General features: G+C 48.2%; 27 protein-coding genes. All 27 read right to left on the bottom strand.

From position 1 onward, the window contains the following. Positions 1–13: 13 nt before the first annotated feature. The 27 genes from RUMAL_RS00340 to rplB all read right to left on the bottom strand — a co-directional run bounded on the left by RUMAL_RS00340 (position 14) and on the right by rplB (position 13,375). The gene (locus tag RUMAL_RS00340) at positions 14–973 is read right to left on the bottom strand and encodes a DNA-directed RNA polymerase subunit alpha (protein ID WP_013496822.1); all 960 of its coding nucleotides are present in this window, start codon (positions 971–973) and stop codon (positions 14–16) included. Positions 974–1,090: 117 nt separating this feature from the next. Next, a complete protein-coding gene (gene rpsD, locus RUMAL_RS00335; RefSeq protein ID WP_013496821.1) occupies positions 1,091–1,687 on the bottom strand; it encodes a 30S ribosomal protein S4 in 597 nt (198 codons plus the stop codon). 102 nt (positions 1,688–1,789) lie between these two features. Then, positions 1,790–2,188: a 30S ribosomal protein S11 gene (gene rpsK / locus RUMAL_RS00330; protein WP_002847929.1), complete on the bottom strand. Its 399-nt coding sequence runs from the start codon at positions 2,186–2,188 to the stop codon at positions 1,790–1,792. 15 nt (positions 2,189–2,203) lie between these two features. Then, the gene (gene rpsM / locus RUMAL_RS00325) at positions 2,204–2,572 is read right to left on the bottom strand and encodes a 30S ribosomal protein S13 (RefSeq protein WP_013496820.1); all 369 of its coding nucleotides are present in this window, start codon (positions 2,570–2,572) and stop codon (positions 2,204–2,206) included. Between the two features lie 29 nt (positions 2,573–2,601). Next, positions 2,602–2,715 carry a 50S ribosomal protein L36 gene (gene rpmJ, locus RUMAL_RS00320; RefSeq protein ID WP_002847757.1) on the bottom strand — a complete coding sequence of 38 codons (114 nt, stop codon included), beginning with the start codon at positions 2,713–2,715 and terminating at the stop codon, positions 2,602–2,604. A 77-nt stretch (positions 2,716–2,792) separates the two neighbouring features. After that, positions 2,793–3,011, bottom strand: a complete 219-nt coding sequence (infA, locus tag RUMAL_RS00315; RefSeq protein WP_013496819.1) for a translation initiation factor IF-1 — start codon at positions 3,009–3,011, stop codon at positions 2,793–2,795. Continuing rightward, a complete protein-coding gene (locus RUMAL_RS00310) occupies positions 3,011–3,301 on the bottom strand; it encodes a KOW domain-containing RNA-binding protein (protein ID WP_013496818.1) in 291 nt (96 codons plus the stop codon). The genes infA and RUMAL_RS00310 overlap by 1 nt, the downstream gene beginning before the upstream one ends. Further along, positions 3,301–4,047 carry a type I methionyl aminopeptidase gene (gene map / locus RUMAL_RS00305; protein WP_013496817.1) on the bottom strand — a complete coding sequence of 249 codons (747 nt, stop codon included), beginning with the start codon at positions 4,045–4,047 and terminating at the stop codon, positions 3,301–3,303. Before map ends, RUMAL_RS00310 begins: the two co-directional genes overlap by 1 nt. Before the next feature lie 27 nt (positions 4,048–4,074). Next, complete coding sequence (locus tag RUMAL_RS00300) at positions 4,075–4,710, bottom strand: adenylate kinase (RefSeq protein ID WP_013496816.1); 636 nt, start codon at positions 4,708–4,710, stop codon at positions 4,075–4,077. 30 nt (positions 4,711–4,740) lie between these two features. Next, entirely contained in the window at positions 4,741–6,051 is a 1,311-nt protein-coding gene (gene secY, locus RUMAL_RS00295) for a preprotein translocase subunit SecY (protein WP_013496815.1), read from the bottom strand. Positions 6,052–6,053: 2 nt separating this feature from the next. Further along, positions 6,054–6,494, bottom strand: coding sequence for a 50S ribosomal protein L15 (gene rplO, locus RUMAL_RS00290; protein ID WP_013496814.1), 441 nt, complete (start codon positions 6,492–6,494; stop codon positions 6,054–6,056). Positions 6,495–6,512: 18 nt separating this feature from the next. Beyond that, on the bottom strand, positions 6,513–6,692 hold the full coding sequence (rpmD, locus tag RUMAL_RS00285; RefSeq protein WP_013496813.1) for a 50S ribosomal protein L30: 180 nt from the start codon (positions 6,690–6,692) through the stop codon (positions 6,513–6,515). Positions 6,693–6,706: 14 nt separating this feature from the next. Further along, positions 6,707–7,210 carry a 30S ribosomal protein S5 gene (rpsE, locus tag RUMAL_RS00280; RefSeq protein WP_013496812.1) on the bottom strand — a complete coding sequence of 168 codons (504 nt, stop codon included), beginning with the start codon at positions 7,208–7,210 and terminating at the stop codon, positions 6,707–6,709. Positions 7,211–7,228: 18 nt separating this feature from the next. Continuing rightward, on the bottom strand, positions 7,229–7,588 hold the full coding sequence (rplR, locus tag RUMAL_RS00275) for a 50S ribosomal protein L18 (protein WP_002847813.1): 360 nt from the start codon (positions 7,586–7,588) through the stop codon (positions 7,229–7,231). Positions 7,589–7,606: 18 nt separating this feature from the next. Continuing rightward, complete coding sequence (rplF, locus tag RUMAL_RS00270; RefSeq protein ID WP_013496811.1) at positions 7,607–8,158, bottom strand: 50S ribosomal protein L6; 552 nt, start codon at positions 8,156–8,158, stop codon at positions 7,607–7,609. Positions 8,159–8,174: 16 nt separating this feature from the next. Continuing rightward, positions 8,175–8,573: a 30S ribosomal protein S8 gene (gene rpsH / locus RUMAL_RS00265; protein WP_013496810.1), complete on the bottom strand. Its 399-nt coding sequence runs from the start codon at positions 8,571–8,573 to the stop codon at positions 8,175–8,177. Between the two features lie 16 nt (positions 8,574–8,589). After that, positions 8,590–8,775, bottom strand: a complete 186-nt coding sequence (locus tag RUMAL_RS00260; RefSeq protein ID WP_002847856.1) for a type Z 30S ribosomal protein S14 — start codon at positions 8,773–8,775, stop codon at positions 8,590–8,592. 17 nt (positions 8,776–8,792) lie between these two features. Beyond that, positions 8,793–9,338, bottom strand: coding sequence for a 50S ribosomal protein L5 (gene rplE, locus RUMAL_RS00255; RefSeq protein ID WP_013496809.1), 546 nt, complete (start codon positions 9,336–9,338; stop codon positions 8,793–8,795). 16 nt (positions 9,339–9,354) lie between these two features. Then, positions 9,355–9,672, bottom strand: a complete 318-nt coding sequence (gene rplX / locus RUMAL_RS00250; protein WP_013496808.1) for a 50S ribosomal protein L24 — start codon at positions 9,670–9,672, stop codon at positions 9,355–9,357. Between the two features lie 16 nt (positions 9,673–9,688). After that, positions 9,689–10,057: a 50S ribosomal protein L14 gene (gene rplN, locus RUMAL_RS00245; RefSeq protein WP_002847897.1), complete on the bottom strand. Its 369-nt coding sequence runs from the start codon at positions 10,055–10,057 to the stop codon at positions 9,689–9,691. Between the two features lie 91 nt (positions 10,058–10,148). Then, the gene (gene rpsQ / locus RUMAL_RS00240; protein ID WP_013496807.1) at positions 10,149–10,406 is read right to left on the bottom strand and encodes a 30S ribosomal protein S17; all 258 of its coding nucleotides are present in this window, start codon (positions 10,404–10,406) and stop codon (positions 10,149–10,151) included. Positions 10,407–10,424: 18 nt separating this feature from the next. Then, on the bottom strand, positions 10,425–10,622 hold the full coding sequence (rpmC, locus tag RUMAL_RS00235) for a 50S ribosomal protein L29 (RefSeq protein ID WP_002847971.1): 198 nt from the start codon (positions 10,620–10,622) through the stop codon (positions 10,425–10,427). After that, the gene (gene rplP, locus RUMAL_RS00230; RefSeq protein WP_013496806.1) at positions 10,622–11,044 is read right to left on the bottom strand and encodes a 50S ribosomal protein L16; all 423 of its coding nucleotides are present in this window, start codon (positions 11,042–11,044) and stop codon (positions 10,622–10,624) included. The genes rpmC and rplP overlap by 1 nt, the downstream gene beginning before the upstream one ends. Continuing rightward, on the bottom strand, positions 11,044–11,862 hold the full coding sequence (gene rpsC, locus RUMAL_RS00225; protein ID WP_013496805.1) for a 30S ribosomal protein S3: 819 nt from the start codon (positions 11,860–11,862) through the stop codon (positions 11,044–11,046). Before rpsC ends, rplP begins: the two co-directional genes overlap by 1 nt. A gap of 20 nt (positions 11,863–11,882) precedes the next feature. After that, positions 11,883–12,218 carry a 50S ribosomal protein L22 gene (gene rplV / locus RUMAL_RS00220; RefSeq protein ID WP_013496804.1) on the bottom strand — a complete coding sequence of 112 codons (336 nt, stop codon included), beginning with the start codon at positions 12,216–12,218 and terminating at the stop codon, positions 11,883–11,885. Between the two features lie 16 nt (positions 12,219–12,234). Continuing rightward, positions 12,235–12,519: a 30S ribosomal protein S19 gene (rpsS, locus tag RUMAL_RS00215; protein WP_002847829.1), complete on the bottom strand. Its 285-nt coding sequence runs from the start codon at positions 12,517–12,519 to the stop codon at positions 12,235–12,237. 22 nt (positions 12,520–12,541) lie between these two features. Continuing rightward, on the bottom strand, positions 12,542–13,375 hold the full coding sequence (gene rplB, locus RUMAL_RS00210) for a 50S ribosomal protein L2 (protein WP_013496803.1): 834 nt from the start codon (positions 13,373–13,375) through the stop codon (positions 12,542–12,544). Between the last annotated feature and the right edge of the window lie 202 nt (positions 13,376–13,577).

Below are 13,577 nucleotides of genomic sequence, written 5' to 3'. Positions count from 1 at the left end.
TTCACTCCTTACATTAATTATCTTCCTCAGAATTGAGCTCGTAGCCCAAAGAATGAAGCTTCTCGCGAACCTCGTCGAATGACTTCTTACCGAGGTTACGTACCTTCATCATTTCTTCTGCTGACTTTTCGATCAAATCGTTAACTGTGTTGATGCCTGCGCGCTTCAGACAATTGAATGAACGCACGGATAAGTCAAGTTCCTCAATGGTCATCTCAAGGATCTTTTCTTTGCCCTGATCATCCTTTTCAACAATAAGCTCCACAACGTTAGTCTCTTCGGAGAGATCAACGAATGGATTCAGATGCTCGTTGAGGAGTTTGGCTGCCATTGATACAGCTTCCTTGGCAGATATAGTACCGTCAGTCCATACCTCCAGCGTGAGCTTGTCAAAGTCGGTAATGTGACCTACACGGGTATTATCTACTGTGTAGTTTACCTTTAATACCGGCGAATAAATACTGTCTACGGCAATAATGCCGATGGGTGCGTTCTGCATGAGAGACTTATTCTTTTCAGCAGAAACATAGCCTCTGCCGCGGTCGATAGTGATCTCCATATACAGCTTTGCACCGGCGCCCAGGGTTGCGATGTGCATATCGGGAACAAGGATATCTACTTCAGAATCAGCCTTGATGTCGCCTGCGGTAACTACGCATTCGCCTTCAGCTTCAATGTAGATAGTCTTGGGACCCTCACCGTAAAGCTTTGCAGTCAGGCCCTTGAGGTTAAGGATGATCTCAGTAACATCTTCCTTAACACCGGGGATTGTTGAGAGTTCGTGGTGTACACCGTCGATCTTCACAGAAGTAACAGCTACACCGGGTAAAGAGGAGAGCAGTACACGTCTCAGACTGTTTCCGAGAGTTATACCATAGCCGCGCTCCAGAGGCTCGAGAATAAACTTGCCGTATGTTCCGTTGCTTTTGAGCTCAGGCGTTTCGATCTTTGGCTTTTCTATCTTTTCAAGCATTAGTAACCCTCCTGTATTCAAACATGAATTGTAATGTGTCCGAAAGTTCCAGATATTATGCAGCTTCTGCGGAGCTGTACCCAAAAAAGGTACAGCGCTCCGAGAACCTTACACATATTACTTGGAATACAGCTCTACGATCAGGTGTTCCTCGATCTCGTAATCAAGGTCTTCCTTAACAGGCATACGAACTACCTTTGCAGTCTGGTTCTCCTTGTCCATATCGAGCCAAGTAGGAACTACTCTGCCGGCAGTAGTCTCGATGATCTGCTTGAACTTGGGGCTCTTCTTGCTGTTCTCCTTCAGGGAGATAACGTCGCCTGCCTTGATCCTGTAAGAGGGGATATCAACTCTCTTGCCATTTACGAGGAAGTGACCGTGTACAACCAGCTGTCTAGCCTCACGTCTTGTCATGGACAGACCCATTCTGAATACAACACTGTCGAGTCTGGACTCGAGTATTGTCAGCAGATTGGTACCTGCCTGACCTTCCATCTTCTGAGCGATCTCAAAATAGTGATGGAACTGCTTCTCCAGTACGCCGTAGATGAATCTCAGCTTCTGCTTTTCCTTCAGCTGAAGGCCGTACTCGGAAACCTTCTTACGCTTGTTAGCGTTGGGGTCACGCTTAGTCTCCTTAGCAACGCCCATAACCATGGGGCTGATGCCAAGATACTTACATCTCTTGAGTATTGGTTCTCTGTTTACTGCCATTTTAATGACCTCCGTTTTCTAAATTGATATCGGGCTTCAAGTCTTACGTCTATGCTGCTTTACCCGACTTTGAGTTAAACTGCAAACTCAAATGACTTATGATTACACTCTTCTTCTCTTGGGGGGACGGCAGCCGTTGTGAGGGATAGGAGTAACGTCCTTGATAAGTCTTACTTCCAGCTCCTCGGACTGCAGCGCTCTGATAGCAGCTTCTCTGCCTGCGCCGGGTCCCTTTACGAATACCTCAACGACCTTCAGACCGTGCTCCTTAGCAGCTCTTGCAGCAGTCTCTGCGGCTGTCTGAGCAGCGAAGGGAGTAGACTTCTTGGAGCCTCTGAAACCGAGTCCGCCTGCGGATGCCCAAGAAATTGCGTTGCCCTGCATATCGGTGATGGTAACGATGGTGTTGTTGAATGTGGACTGGATATGAACCTGTCCCTGTTCAATGTTCTTTCTTTCACGACGGCGACGAACTGTCGTCTTCTTCTTAGCCTGAGCCATGCTTCATACCCTCCCTTACTTCTTCTTGTTAGCGATGGTCTTAACAGGACCCTTACGAGTTCTTGCATTCGTCTTGGTTCTCTGTCCTCTAACAGGCAGACCCTTTCTGTGACGAAGGCCTCTGTAGCAACCGATCTCTGTAAGTCTCTTGATGTTCAGAGCAACTGTTCTTCTCAGATCGCCCTCAACTGTAAGATTGTGATCAATATATTCACGAAGCTTAGCTACGTCATCCTCAGACATATCCTTTACTCTTACGTCAGGATCAACGCCTGTTTCCTTGATGATCTTAGTAGCAGTCTTCTGACCAATGCCGTAAACGTAGGTAAGAGCGACTTCGATCCTCTTATCTCTGGGCAGGTCTATACCAGCAATACGAGCCATTATTTAGCTGCACCTCCATTATTGGTTTGTTAGCCCTGACGCTGCTTGTGCTTGGGGTTCTGGCAGATAACCATGATCTTGCCTTTCCTCTTGATGATCTTGCACTTTTCGCAGATAGGCTTAACTGAAGGTCTTACTTTCATTGAAATACCTCCTTCGATTATCCGAGCCTCTCGGCTCTCATACGTATAAGGGAAAGCCGTTGCAGCAACCGCTTTGCTTACTTAGCTCTCCAGGTTATTCTTCCCTTTGTCAAGTCATAAGGCGACATCTCGACTGTGACCTTATCACCGGGCACGATACGAATGTAGTTCATACGCAGCTTACCCGAAATATGAGCAAGAATTTTATGACCGTTTGTGAGTTCAACTTGGAATGTCGCGTTAGGCAGTGCCTCAACGACTGTTCCCTCAACTTCAAGTACATCTTCTTTCGACATTAAAAAACCTCCCCACTCAAAGGTCTTGTCTGCTGCCGATCGGTATGGGTCAGGTACCGAAAGATCAGCCGTCTTAACTTCTTGTCAGTCAGATCACCCGTATATACCTGAGCATCAGCAGGTGAAATGTGCTTTATGTTTTTCTTCTTCGGATTGCCGACTTTTCGGTGTCTGCCATCCGCAAGGTACACAAAGCCGCCGTCTACTCCCACTGCAACAAAGCAGGAGCCTTTCTCACGGCCTGCAAGCGCCCAAACCAGTGAACCGACCTGTATTACACTTTCTGTCATCACAGCTTGCTGAGTATCACGCAGCCGTCCTGTGTAACAGCGATAGTGTGCTCAAAATGTGCGGACCATTTTCCGTCCAGTGTCTTGACTGTCCAGCCGTCCGGCATGACCTTTATACCTGCAGTACCCATATTTATCATAGGTTCGATACAGATGACCATACCTGCCTGGAGTCTTACGCCATGACCTGCTTTTCCGTAGTTGGGGACCTCGGGATCTTCGTGGAGATCTCTTCCCAACCCATGTCCGCAGTATTCTCTGACGACTGAAAAACCTCTGTCCTCGTTGTACTTCTGTATAGCGGCACCGATGTCGCCTATCCTTACGCCGGGCTTTACCATTTTGATAGCCTCATAAAGACTTTGCTCGGTGGAATCAAGAAGTGCCTGTACGTCGTCTGAGATCTTGCCGCAGGCAAAAGTCTTGCAGGAATCACCATGATATCCGTCCACGAAAGCTCCTGTATCTACAGAAACTATATCGCCTTCCATGATCTTCCTGCCGCCGGGGATACCGTGGATAACTTCGTCATTCACGGATATGCAGGCTGCAGCGGGAAATCCGCCGTAACCCTTGAATCCCGGCTTAGCACCGTGAGAGAGAATGAACTTCTCTACCACTTTGTCCAGTTCATGAGTAGTCATGCCCGGTCTTAGTGCTTCACCTGCTGCCTGTAATGCGCCTGCGGTCAGCTGACCTGCCTTGCGCATCTTTTCAATTTCTTTATTTGATTTTATACATATCATCAGATATTACGCTTTCTATATAAGATATCAAGCCTTGAGAGCAGCCATAACTGCTGCAGAGGTCTCCTCAACGGTCTCTCTGCCCTTTACGGATGTCAGCTTGCCCTGCTTCTCGTAGTAGCCCTTGAGAGGCTCAGTAGTTTTATGATATGTTTCCAGTCTGCTCTTAACAGTTGCGGGCTCGTCGTCCTTACGGATAACGATAGGCTTGCCGCATACATCGCATACGCCTTCTACCTTAGAGGGCTTGAAGTCCACGTGGTAGGTAGCGCCGCAGTCGAGGCATACCCTTCTGCCCGAGAGTCTCTGCTGGATGGTTTCATCAGCAACATCTATCTCAATGACCTTGTCGATCTGAACGCCCATAGCGTCCAGAGCCTCAGCCTGAGGAACAGATCTGGGGAAACCGTCGAGAATGAAGCCATTCTGTGCGTCAGGCTCAGCGATCCTGTCCTTGAGGATACCTATAACGATATCGTCAGAAACAAGTGCGCCTGCGTCCATAGCTGCCTTCGCCTTCAGACCATACTCTGTACCTGCCTTAACAGCAGCTCTGAGCATATTGCCTGTGGAAATGGTAGGAATGTTCAGCTCCTTGCAGATGTTCTCTGCCTGAGTACCTTTGCCGGCACCTGGAGCGCCCAAAAGAATGATATTGTTCATTAGTCTTACCCCTTTCTCGATCGGACTTTATTATTTCAGGAAGCCGGAGTGATGACGCATCATCATCTGAGATTCCATAGTTCTTGCTGTTTCAAGCGCAACACTTACAACGATGAGTATCGAAGTACCGCCCATTGCGATAGGCAGCTTGGTGATAACACCAAAGATGATGGGGAAGATAGCAATGATACCCAGGAACACAGCGCCGACCAGAGTTATCTTGCTGAGTATCCTCTGGAAGTAGTCGCTGGTAGGCTTACCGGGTCTTATTCCGGGAACGCCGCCGTTGTTCTGTCTGAGGTTGTTTGCGATCTCGATCGGGTTATAGGACATACTTACATAGAAGTAGTTGAACGCGATTATGAGAACGAAGTACATACAAGCGTAGAACGGATGTGTGTAATTGAACCATCTCAGCAGACCATCGTAGAAAGTACCGGGCTTAGGATCGCCGGTAAACAGCTTGAGTGTTGCAGGGATAGACATAAAGCTCATAGCAAAGATGATAGGAAGAACGCCGCTCATCGCGATCTTGATCGGGATGAATGTGTTCTGACCGCCGTACTGCTTTCTGCCTACAACGCGCTTGGCATACTGTATCGGTATTCTTCTTTCAGCGTTGTTCATAAAGATTATGAACGCGATCATCAGGACGAATACTACGATGATGATAGGAACGAGTATCATATTCTTTGTATCGCCTGTAGTCATCATCTTGCAGAGGGTGATGACAGCATCAGGACCTCTTGCGATGATACCTGCGAACAGCAACATGGATACGCCGTTGCCTATACCCTTTTCATTGATCCTGTCGCCCAGCCATATAGTCAGCGAAGCGCCTGCCACGAAGCAGAGAACAATGATGGCTTCCGTGAAGTATCTTTCAAAGGTGTGGCCTGTGTACAGTACTATCTGCTGACCGTCAACGTTCATCAGTGTTCTGTAGTAAGCCCAGCCCTGGAACAGTGCTATACCAAGTGCTGTGTACTTGGTGATCTTGTTAAGGGTCTTTCTGCCTTCCATGCCTTCCTTGGAAAGTCTTTCCAGAGGAGGAAGTGCGTAGGTCAGCAGCTGAATGATGATCTGTGCGTTGATGTAAGGACCAACGGACAGTGCCATCAGTGTAGCCTTTGAAAAGTTACCGCCCGAAAGGACGTTCAGGTAACTGAAAAAGTCACCTGAATTTTTGCTGCCTTCAAACCAAGTGTTAAGTGCAGCCGAATCAAGATAGGGAACAGGAACTGTTCCGCCTATCCTGTAAATAACGATGATGAAAAATGTAAATAGAAGCTTTCTTCTTAATTCCGGGACCTTCCAGGCATTACGAAATGTCTCTATCACAATTACATCACCTCAGCCTTCCCGCCTGCCTTTTCGATTTTCTCCTTAGCTGCTGCTGAGAACTTAGCAGCCTTGACGGTAAGGTTTTTGGTGAGCTCTCCGTTTCCGAGAACCTTTATTCCATCCATTTCCTTCTTGATGATGCCAGATGCCTTGAGCAGCTCAGTATCAACTACTGTACCGTCAACAAACTTGTCAAGATCGGAAACATTGATGATCGCATACTTGGTAGCGAATATATTATTGAATCCACGCTTAGGAATTCTTCTTGCAAGAGCGGTCTGACCACCCTCGAAGCCGGGTCTGATGCTGCCGCCGGATCTTGCCTTCTGGCCCTTGTGACCCTTACCTGCAGTCTTACCGTTTCCTGAACCGTGACCTCTGCCCACACGCTTAACGTCTCTTACAGCGCCGGGATTAGGTGATAATTCGTGAAGCTTCATGTTGTCGCACCTCCCTGCTTACGCTTCGGTTACTTTAATAAGGTGGGATACCAGCTTGATCTTGCCCTGTGTACAAGCGTTGTCGGGCTGCTCGGTCGTATCCCCGATTTTTCTCAGACCAAGAGAATTTGCAGTGGCGATCTGCTTCTCGCTTCTGCCGCTCAGGCTCTTAGTCAGCTGAATTTTCAGGTTTGCCATACTGTTTATCCTCCTTATTCAAATATTTCCTTAACAGTCTTGCCTCTCAGTTCAGCGATCGCCTCAGCGCTTCTTACGCTGGTCAGACCGTTGATTGTAGCTCTTACTGCGTTGTAAGGATTGTTAGAGCGAAGCGACTTTGCTCTTATATCTCTTATGCCGGCTGCTTCAACCACTGCTCTCACAGTGCCGCCTGCGATGATACCTGTACCGGGAGCGGCGGGCTTGAGGAGAACCTCGCCTGCGCCGAACTTACCTACGATCTCGTGAGGAATGGTTGTACCCTTCAGGGAGATCTTTACCAGGTTCTTCTTAGCATCCTGAATAGCCTTTCTGATAGCGTCGGGAACTTCGCCCGACTTACCGATGCCGAAGCCAACGATACCGTTGCCGTCGCCAACTACTACAAGTGCGGAGAACTTCATGATACGGCCGCCCTTAACAGTCTTGGATACTCTGTTTATTGCTACGACCTTTTCCTGCAGCTCTTCGATCTTTGAAGCATCTATTAAAGCCATTGTATTTCCTCCTCTTCCTTAGAATTTAAGTCCGCCTTCACGGGCACCGTCTGCAAGCTCCTGCACACGGCCGTGATAAAGGAAACCGCCTCTGTCGAATACGACATTTTCAATTCCCTTTGCCTTAGCAGCTTCTGCGATCATCTCGCCGACCTTGCGTGCACCTTCCTTGTTGCCGCCGTTGCCCTCAAAGCCCTTGCTCATAGAGGAAGCGGAAGCCAGTGTTACGCCGTTAACATCGTCGATGATCTGTGCATATATATGCTTAGAGGAGCGGAATACGTTGAGGCGAGGGCATTCGGGAGTACCGCTGATCTTGTTGCGGATCCTCTGATGTCTCTTGATTCTAGCCTTAGCTCTGTCAAGCTTTTTAACCATAGTGATTCTCTCCTTTTATTACTTCTTAGCGCCTTTACCTGCCTTACCTTCCTTGCGGATAATGTACTCGCCTTCATAGCGGATACCTTTACCCTTGTAAGGCTCGGGGGGACGCTTTTCGCGGATCTCACAAGCAAACTGACCAACTTCCTGCTTGTCGCAGCCCGATACAACGATGTGGTTGGGATCGGGAACTTCGATCTTGATAGTGTCAGTCTCTTCAAAGATAACCTGATGAGAGAAGCCCAGGTTCATTACCAGGTTCTTGCCCTGCTTCTGTGCTCTGTAACCAACACCAACGATCTCGAGCTTCTTAGAGAATCCATTGGAAACACCCTCAACCATGTTGTTTACGAGTGTTCTGGTCAGACCGTGCAGACTCTTGTGGAGCTTATCCTCGGAAGGACGCTCAACAGTTACTGTGCTGCCGTCTACCTTTATTATCATATCCTTGTGGAATGTTTTTGTAAGTGTGCCCTTGGGACCCTTAGCTGTAACAACGTTGCCATCAGCAACCTTTACCTCTACACCTGCGGGAACAGTAATGGGCTTCAATCCTATTCTTGACATTTCTCAGCCCTCCTTATTACCATACAAATGCGAGGACTTCGCCGCCGACATTCAGCTCTCTTGCCTTCTTGTCGGTGATTACGCCCTTAGAGGTGGATACTATAGCGATACCCATGCCCTTGATTACCTTAGGCATATCCTCACAGCTTGCGTAGATCCTCAGACCGGGCTTTGAAACTCTTCTCAGCCCTGTTATTACTGAATTTCTATTGTCATCATACTTGAGAGTGATCCTGATGATACCCTGCTTGCCGTCTTCTATAACGGTGAAGTTCTTTACATAGCCCTCATCTACGAGGATCTGTGTGATAGACTTCTTCATGTTAGATGCAGGTACATCGACAGTCGCATGCTTAGCAGTGCTAGCATTGCGTATTCTTGTTAACAGATCTGCAATAGTATCTGTAATCTGCATTGTGCCTACCTCCTTCTTACCAACTTGCCTTCTTAACGCCGGGGATCTGACCGTCATGAGCCAGCTCTCTGAAGCAGATACGGCATACGCCGAACTTTCTCAGATATGCATGGGGTCTGCCGCAGATCTTGCATCTGTTATAAGCACGAGTGGAATACTTAGGAGCAGCCTGCTGCTTGTTTATCATAGCCTTCTTTGCCATTTATCGTATCCTCCTCATTACTTCTCAGCGAAAGGTGCGCCCATGAGTCTGAGCAGCTCCTTGCCTTCTTCGTCGGTCTTTGCGGTAGTGATAAAGTTGATATCCATACCTCTTACCTTGTCGATCTTATCATACTCGATCTCAGGGAAGATCAGCTGCTCCTTCAGACCGGTGGAGTAGTTGCCTCTGCCGTCGAAGGAATTGGGGTTGATACCTCTGAAATCTCTTACGCGGGGGAATGCTACGTTGAAAAGTCTGTCAACGAATTCATACATCTTATCCGCTCTCAGTGTAACCTTAACACCGATTACCTGACCATCTCTCAGCTTGAAGTTAGCAACGCTCTTCTTTGCCTTACAAACGATGGGCTTCTGACCGGTGATAGCAGCCAGATCGGTCATGATAGCATCGATGACCTTCTTATTATCCTTATCAGCGCCGCAGCCGACGTTGATAACTACCTTATCCAGCTTAGGGATCTGCATTACGTTAGCGTAGCCGAATTTCTTCATCAGTTCAGGAGCTACTGTGCTAACATACTGTTCTTTAAGTCTTGCAGCCATGTTTAACTCCTCCTTCTTAGAATTCTTCGCCGCAGCTCTTGCAAACTCTTACCTTAGTTCCATCTTCCAGGAACTTGTGAGCAACTCTGGTAGGCTTGCCGCACTTAGGGCAAACAGCCATTACCTTTGAAGCATACATTGCAGCCTCAGCATCAACGATACCGCCCTGCTGCTGTGCGCTTCTGGGCTTTACGTGCTTTCTTGCAACGTTCAGACCCTCAACGATGACTTTGCCTTCCTTGGGTGATACCTGAAGTACCTTACCCTGCTTGCCCTTGTCCTTACCGGACAGGATAACGACTGTGTCGCCGGTTTTAACGTGTACCTTATTCATTTCAACGACACCTCCATTACAGAACTTCGGGAGCCAGGGACAGGATCTTCATATAATCCTTATCTCTCAGTTCCTTAGCCACAGGTCCAAATATACGTGTACCTCTGGGATTCTTATCTTCCTTTATTATTACAGCAGCGTTCTCATCGAAGCGGATATAAGTACCGTCCGCTCTTCTCAGACCCTTTGCTGAACGAACGATGACAGCCTTGACTACATCGCCCTTCTTAACAACTCCGCCTGGTGTTGCTTTTTTAACAGAACAAACTACAACGTCACCGATGTTAGCATACTTTCTTCTCGTACCGCCGAGAACACGGATGCACATAAGCTCCTTAGCACCGGAGTTATCTGCAACCTTCAGGTAAGTCTGCATCTGTACCATTGAAGCGCTCCTCCTTTCAAATCACTGGGACTCAGTACCGCGGCAGAAGCGATTTTACGCTCTGCCAAAGTACCTTGCACTCATATATAAATTACTTAGCCTTTTCGATGATGTTGACAAGTCTCCATCTCTTATCCTTGGAAAGAGGTCTTGTCTCCATTACCTTTACTGTATCGCCGATACCGCACTCGTTGTTTTCGTCGTGTGCCTTCAGCTTAACAGTCTTCTTGATTATCTTCTTATACAGAGGGTGCTGAACGTTATCCTTGATGGCAACTACGATAGTCTTATCCATCTTATTCGATACAACAGTACCGACTCTGGTTTTTCTCAGATTTCTTTCGCTCACAGTGATCCTCCTCCTTTATTACTGAGCTTCGGACTCATGCTTACGAATGAATGTCTTAACACGAGCAATGTCCTTCTTCACAGCCTGAAGTCTCTTGGGATTCTCCAGCTGGTTCACAGCGTGCTGGAAACGAAGATTGAACAGCTCTTCTTTAAGCTCAGCGAGCTTGGTGTTAAGCTCGTCTGCGGTCATTTCCTTGATCTCATTAGCCTTCATTACTGCTCACCACCCGTTTCTTTTACTATAAACTTACACTTGATAGGGAGCTTGTGCATAGCGAGTCTCATAGCCTCTCTAGCAGTCTCCTCGGGAACACCTGCTATCTCGAACATTACTCTGCCCGGCTTAACAACAGCTACCCAGTACTCGGGAGCGCCCTTACCTTTACCCATTCGGGTACCAAGGGGCTTTCTTGTTGCAGGCTTGTCAGGGAATATCTTGATCCAAACCTGACCGCCTCTCTTGATGTATCTTGTCATAGCGATACGGGCAGCCTCGATCTGGTTAGAGGTGATCCATGCGGGCTCAAGAGCCTGAAGACCGAAATCACCGTAGGAAACCTTGTTTCCTCTCAGTGCCTTACCGGTCATACGACCTCTGTGCTGTTTTCTGAACTTAACTCTCTTTGGAAGCAGCATTATGCGTTACCTCCTTCTCTTTTCATACCGCGAGCCTTGTTGAAGTCTCTGCGGTTATCCTTAGACCTGTCATCTCTGCGGGGTCTGCGCTTCTTGTCGTTCTTGTCTGAAACGTCGCGTCTGTCGCTGGCAGCGATCTCACCCTTGAGAACTTCGCCTCTGTAGATCCATACCTTGATGCCCAGACGACCATAAGTTGTGTGAGCCTCAGCAGTACCGTAGTCGATGTCTGCTCTGATGGTCTGCAGCGGGATAGTACCCTCGTGGTAGCTCTCGCTTCTAGCTATCTCGGCACCGGCAAGTCTACCGCTTACCTTTACCTTGATACCCTTAGCGCCCAGCTTCATTGCTCTGCCGATAGACTGCTTCATAGCTCTTCTGAAGGAGATTCTGTCCTCCAGGTCATGAGCGATCTTCTCAGCGACCAGCTGTGCGTTGATGTCGGGGTTCTTAACCTCAACGATGTTGATAGCAACGCTCTTGCCGATCTTCTTCTCGATGCTCTCGCGGAGCTTATCGATCTCAGCGCCGCCCTTACCGATTACCATACCGGGCTTAGCGCAGTAAATGTGTATTCTAACCTTCTGAGCGCCGTCCTTACCGGTAAAACGCTCGATCTCAACCTTGGGAACGCCTGCGTAAACGCACTTGTCAGCGGGGTTCTTGGATCTTCTGTTGAGGTCCTTCATAATATCCTTACGAATGTTGTAGTCCTCAACCAGAGTGTCGCCGAAAGTGCTCTTATCTGCAAACCAGCGGGAATCCCAATTCTTTATCACACCGACTCTGAGTCCGTGCGGATTAACTTTCTGGCCCATAGTTTACCTCCTCTTTCAGCTTAATCCTTTTCCTTGAGAACAACAGTGATGTGTGATGTTCTCTTCAGAATTCTGTATGCTCTGCCCTGAGCTCTGGGCATGATCCTCTTCATGATAGGTCCGGGGCAAACGTAGCACTCAGCAACATAAAGATTGTTCTTATCCATGTTGTGATTGTTCTCTGCGTTTGCTGCTGCGGACTTGAGGAGCTTCTCCAGATATTCACTTGCAGCCTTTGGTGTATTCTTAACAGTAGCCATTGCTATTTCGTAATCCTTACCTCTGATAAGATCAAGGACGATCTGTACCTTACGAGGAGCAATGCGAGCTGTTCTCAGTATAGCCTTTGCTTCCATGTCTGATCCTCCTTAATTATTTCTTACCGTTGTTCGAGGTCTTGGAGCCTGCGTGGCCCTTGTAGGTCCTTGTGGGAGCGAACTCACCAAGCTTGTGGCCTACCATATCCTCGGTTACATATACAGGCACGTGCTTTCTGCCGTCGTGTACTGCGAATGTATGACCTACGAAGTCAGGGAAGATCGTGGAAGCTCTGCTCCATGTCTTGAGGACTTTCTTCTCGCCTGCTTCGTTCATTGCAACTACTCTCTTATAAAGAGCCTCCTGAACGTAAGGACCCTTCTTAACACTTCTGCCCATTTATCATCGTCCTCCTTTCAGGTTACTTGCCGTTTCTGCGCTTTACGATAAACTTATCGGAACGAGCGTGCTTAGCTCTGGTCTTGTAACCCAGAGTAGGCTTACCCCAAGGGGTAACAGGGGAAGGTCTACCAACAGGTGACTTACCTTCACCACCACCGTGAGGGTGATCGCAGGGGTTCATTACGGAACCTCTTACGGTAGGTCTCCAGCCCATGTGGCGCTTTCTACCTGCCTTACCGATGTTTACGTTAGAGTGGTCGATGTTACCTACCTGACCGATTGTAGCCATGCAGTTAACAGATATCTTTCTCATTTCGCCTGAAGGAAGTCTTACGAGAGCGTAAGCGCCTTCTCTGCCCATCAGCTGAGCCATGTTACCAGCGGAACGAACCAGCTGAGCGCCCTTGCCGGGATACAGCTCAATGTTGTGGATGAAGGTACCAACAGGGATATCTGCCAGTGTCAGAGCGTTACCGGGCTTGATATCAGCACCAGCGCCTGCTCTGATAACATCGCCAACAGCAAGACCGTTAGGTGCGATGATGTATCTCTTCTCGCCATCCTCGTACTGAACGAGTGCGATGAATGCAGATCTGTTAGGATCGTACTCGATGGTCTGAACAGTAGCGTTCATATCGAGCTTGTTTCTCTTAAAATCAATTACACGGTATTTTCTTCTTACTCCGCCGCCTCTGTGACGAACAGTGATTCTACCGTAGCTGTTTCTTCCCGAATTCTTCTTCAGAGGTTCGAGAAGGGACTTGCAAGGCTCAACCTTAGACAGACCGGAATAGTCGATGACAGTCATGCCTCTTCTACCGGGAGTCGTGGGCTTGTAAGTCTTTATTGCCATTATAATTCACTCCTTAATATGGTTTTGCGAAAAGGTCAAAGCATTACGCCAAGCACCCTTCCATACCTACGCTTTGCGGTCGTATCAAAAGCGGTCCTCGCCGCCTCGCAAAGCCTTTCCGCCTGGTCCTCGGTGTTTGCGGATTTCAGCGGGAACTCTTGAATATGAGCTTTTCCGAAGTCTCCCGACAGGTTCTCACCTG

Origin of the sequence: Ruminococcus albus 7 = DSM 20455 (assembly GCF_000179635.2) — a bacterium.
Taxonomy (GTDB): domain Bacteria; phylum Bacillota; class Clostridia; order Oscillospirales; family Ruminococcaceae; genus Hominimerdicola; species Hominimerdicola alba.
Note: the sequence above shows the minus strand (reverse complement) of the source record. Positions and strands in the feature narration are given on the sequence as shown.

Coding starts and splice junctions, on each gene's coding strand:
- rpsH (WP_013496810.1), bottom strand. CDS start 8,573: ATGCAGATTACAGATACTATTGCAGATCTGTTAACAAGAATACGCAAT.
- rplP (WP_013496806.1), bottom strand. CDS start 11,044: ATGCTGCTTCCAAAGAGAGTTAAGTTCAGAAAACAGCACAGAGGTCGT.
- rpmD (WP_013496813.1), bottom strand. CDS start 6,692: ATGGCAAACCTGAAAATTCAGCTGACTAAGAGCCTGAGCGGCAGAAGC.
- infA (WP_013496819.1), bottom strand. CDS start 3,011: ATGTCGAAAGAAGATGTACTTGAAGTTGAGGGAACAGTCGTTGAGGCA.
- rpsD (WP_013496821.1), bottom strand. CDS start 1,687: ATGGCAGTAAACAGAGAACCAATACTCAAGAGATGTAAGTATCTTGGC.
- rplB (WP_013496803.1), bottom strand. CDS start 13,375: ATGGCAATAAAGACTTACAAGCCCACGACTCCCGGTAGAAGAGGCATG.
- rpsE (WP_013496812.1), bottom strand. CDS start 7,210: ATGGCTTTAATAGATGCTTCAAAGATCGAAGAGCTGCAGGAAAAGGTC.
- rplN (WP_002847897.1), bottom strand. CDS start 10,057: ATGGTACAGATGCAGACTTACCTGAAGGTTGCAGATAACTCCGGTGCT.
- rpsC (WP_013496805.1), bottom strand. CDS start 11,862: ATGGGCCAGAAAGTTAATCCGCACGGACTCAGAGTCGGTGTGATAAAG.
- rpsS (WP_002847829.1), bottom strand. CDS start 12,519: ATGGGCAGAAGTGTTAAGAAGGGTCCTTACGTTCAGGAGGCTCTTTAT.
- rpmJ (WP_002847757.1), bottom strand. CDS start 2,715: ATGAAAGTAAGACCTTCAGTTAAGCCTATCTGCGAAAAGTGCAAGATC.
- rplE (WP_013496809.1), bottom strand. CDS start 9,338: ATGGCTGCAAGACTTAAAGAACAGTATGTTAGCACAGTAGCTCCTGAA.
- rplX (WP_013496808.1), bottom strand. CDS start 9,672: ATGAATAAGGTACACGTTAAAACCGGCGACACAGTCGTTATCCTGTCC.
- rpsK (WP_002847929.1), bottom strand. CDS start 2,188: ATGGCTCAGGCTAAGAAGAAGACGACAGTTCGTCGCCGTCGTGAAAGA.
- rpsM (WP_013496820.1), bottom strand. CDS start 2,572: ATGGCTCGTATTGCTGGTATAGACCTGCCCAGAGATAAGAGGATCGAA.
- rpmC (WP_002847971.1), bottom strand. CDS start 10,622: ATGAAGGCTAATGAGATCAAGGAAATGACCGCAGACGAGCTTAACACC.
- RUMAL_RS00300 (WP_013496816.1), bottom strand. CDS start 4,710: ATGAACAATATCATTCTTTTGGGCGCTCCAGGTGCCGGCAAAGGTACT.
- RUMAL_RS00340 (WP_013496822.1), bottom strand. CDS start 973: ATGCTTGAAAAGATAGAAAAGCCAAAGATCGAAACGCCTGAGCTCAAA.
- RUMAL_RS00310 (WP_013496818.1), bottom strand. CDS start 3,301: ATGACAGAAAGTGTAATACAGGTCGGTTCACTGGTTTGGGCGCTTGCA.
- map (WP_013496817.1), bottom strand. CDS start 4,047: ATGATATGTATAAAATCAAATAAAGAAATTGAAAAGATGCGCAAGGCA.
- RUMAL_RS00260 (WP_002847856.1), bottom strand. CDS start 8,775: ATGGCAAAGAAGGCTATGATAAACAAGCAGCAGGCTGCTCCTAAGTAT.
- rplO (WP_013496814.1), bottom strand. CDS start 6,494: ATGAAGCTTCACGAATTATCACCTAATCCCGGCGCTGTAAGAGACGTT.
- rplF (WP_013496811.1), bottom strand. CDS start 8,158: ATGTCAAGAATAGGATTGAAGCCCATTACTGTTCCCGCAGGTGTAGAG.
- rplR (WP_002847813.1), bottom strand. CDS start 7,588: ATGGTTAAAAAGCTTGACAGAGCTAAGGCTAGAATCAAGAGACATCAG.
- rplV (WP_013496804.1), bottom strand. CDS start 12,218: ATGGAAGCAAAGGCTATACTGAGAACAGCTCGCATTGCTCCTCGTAAG.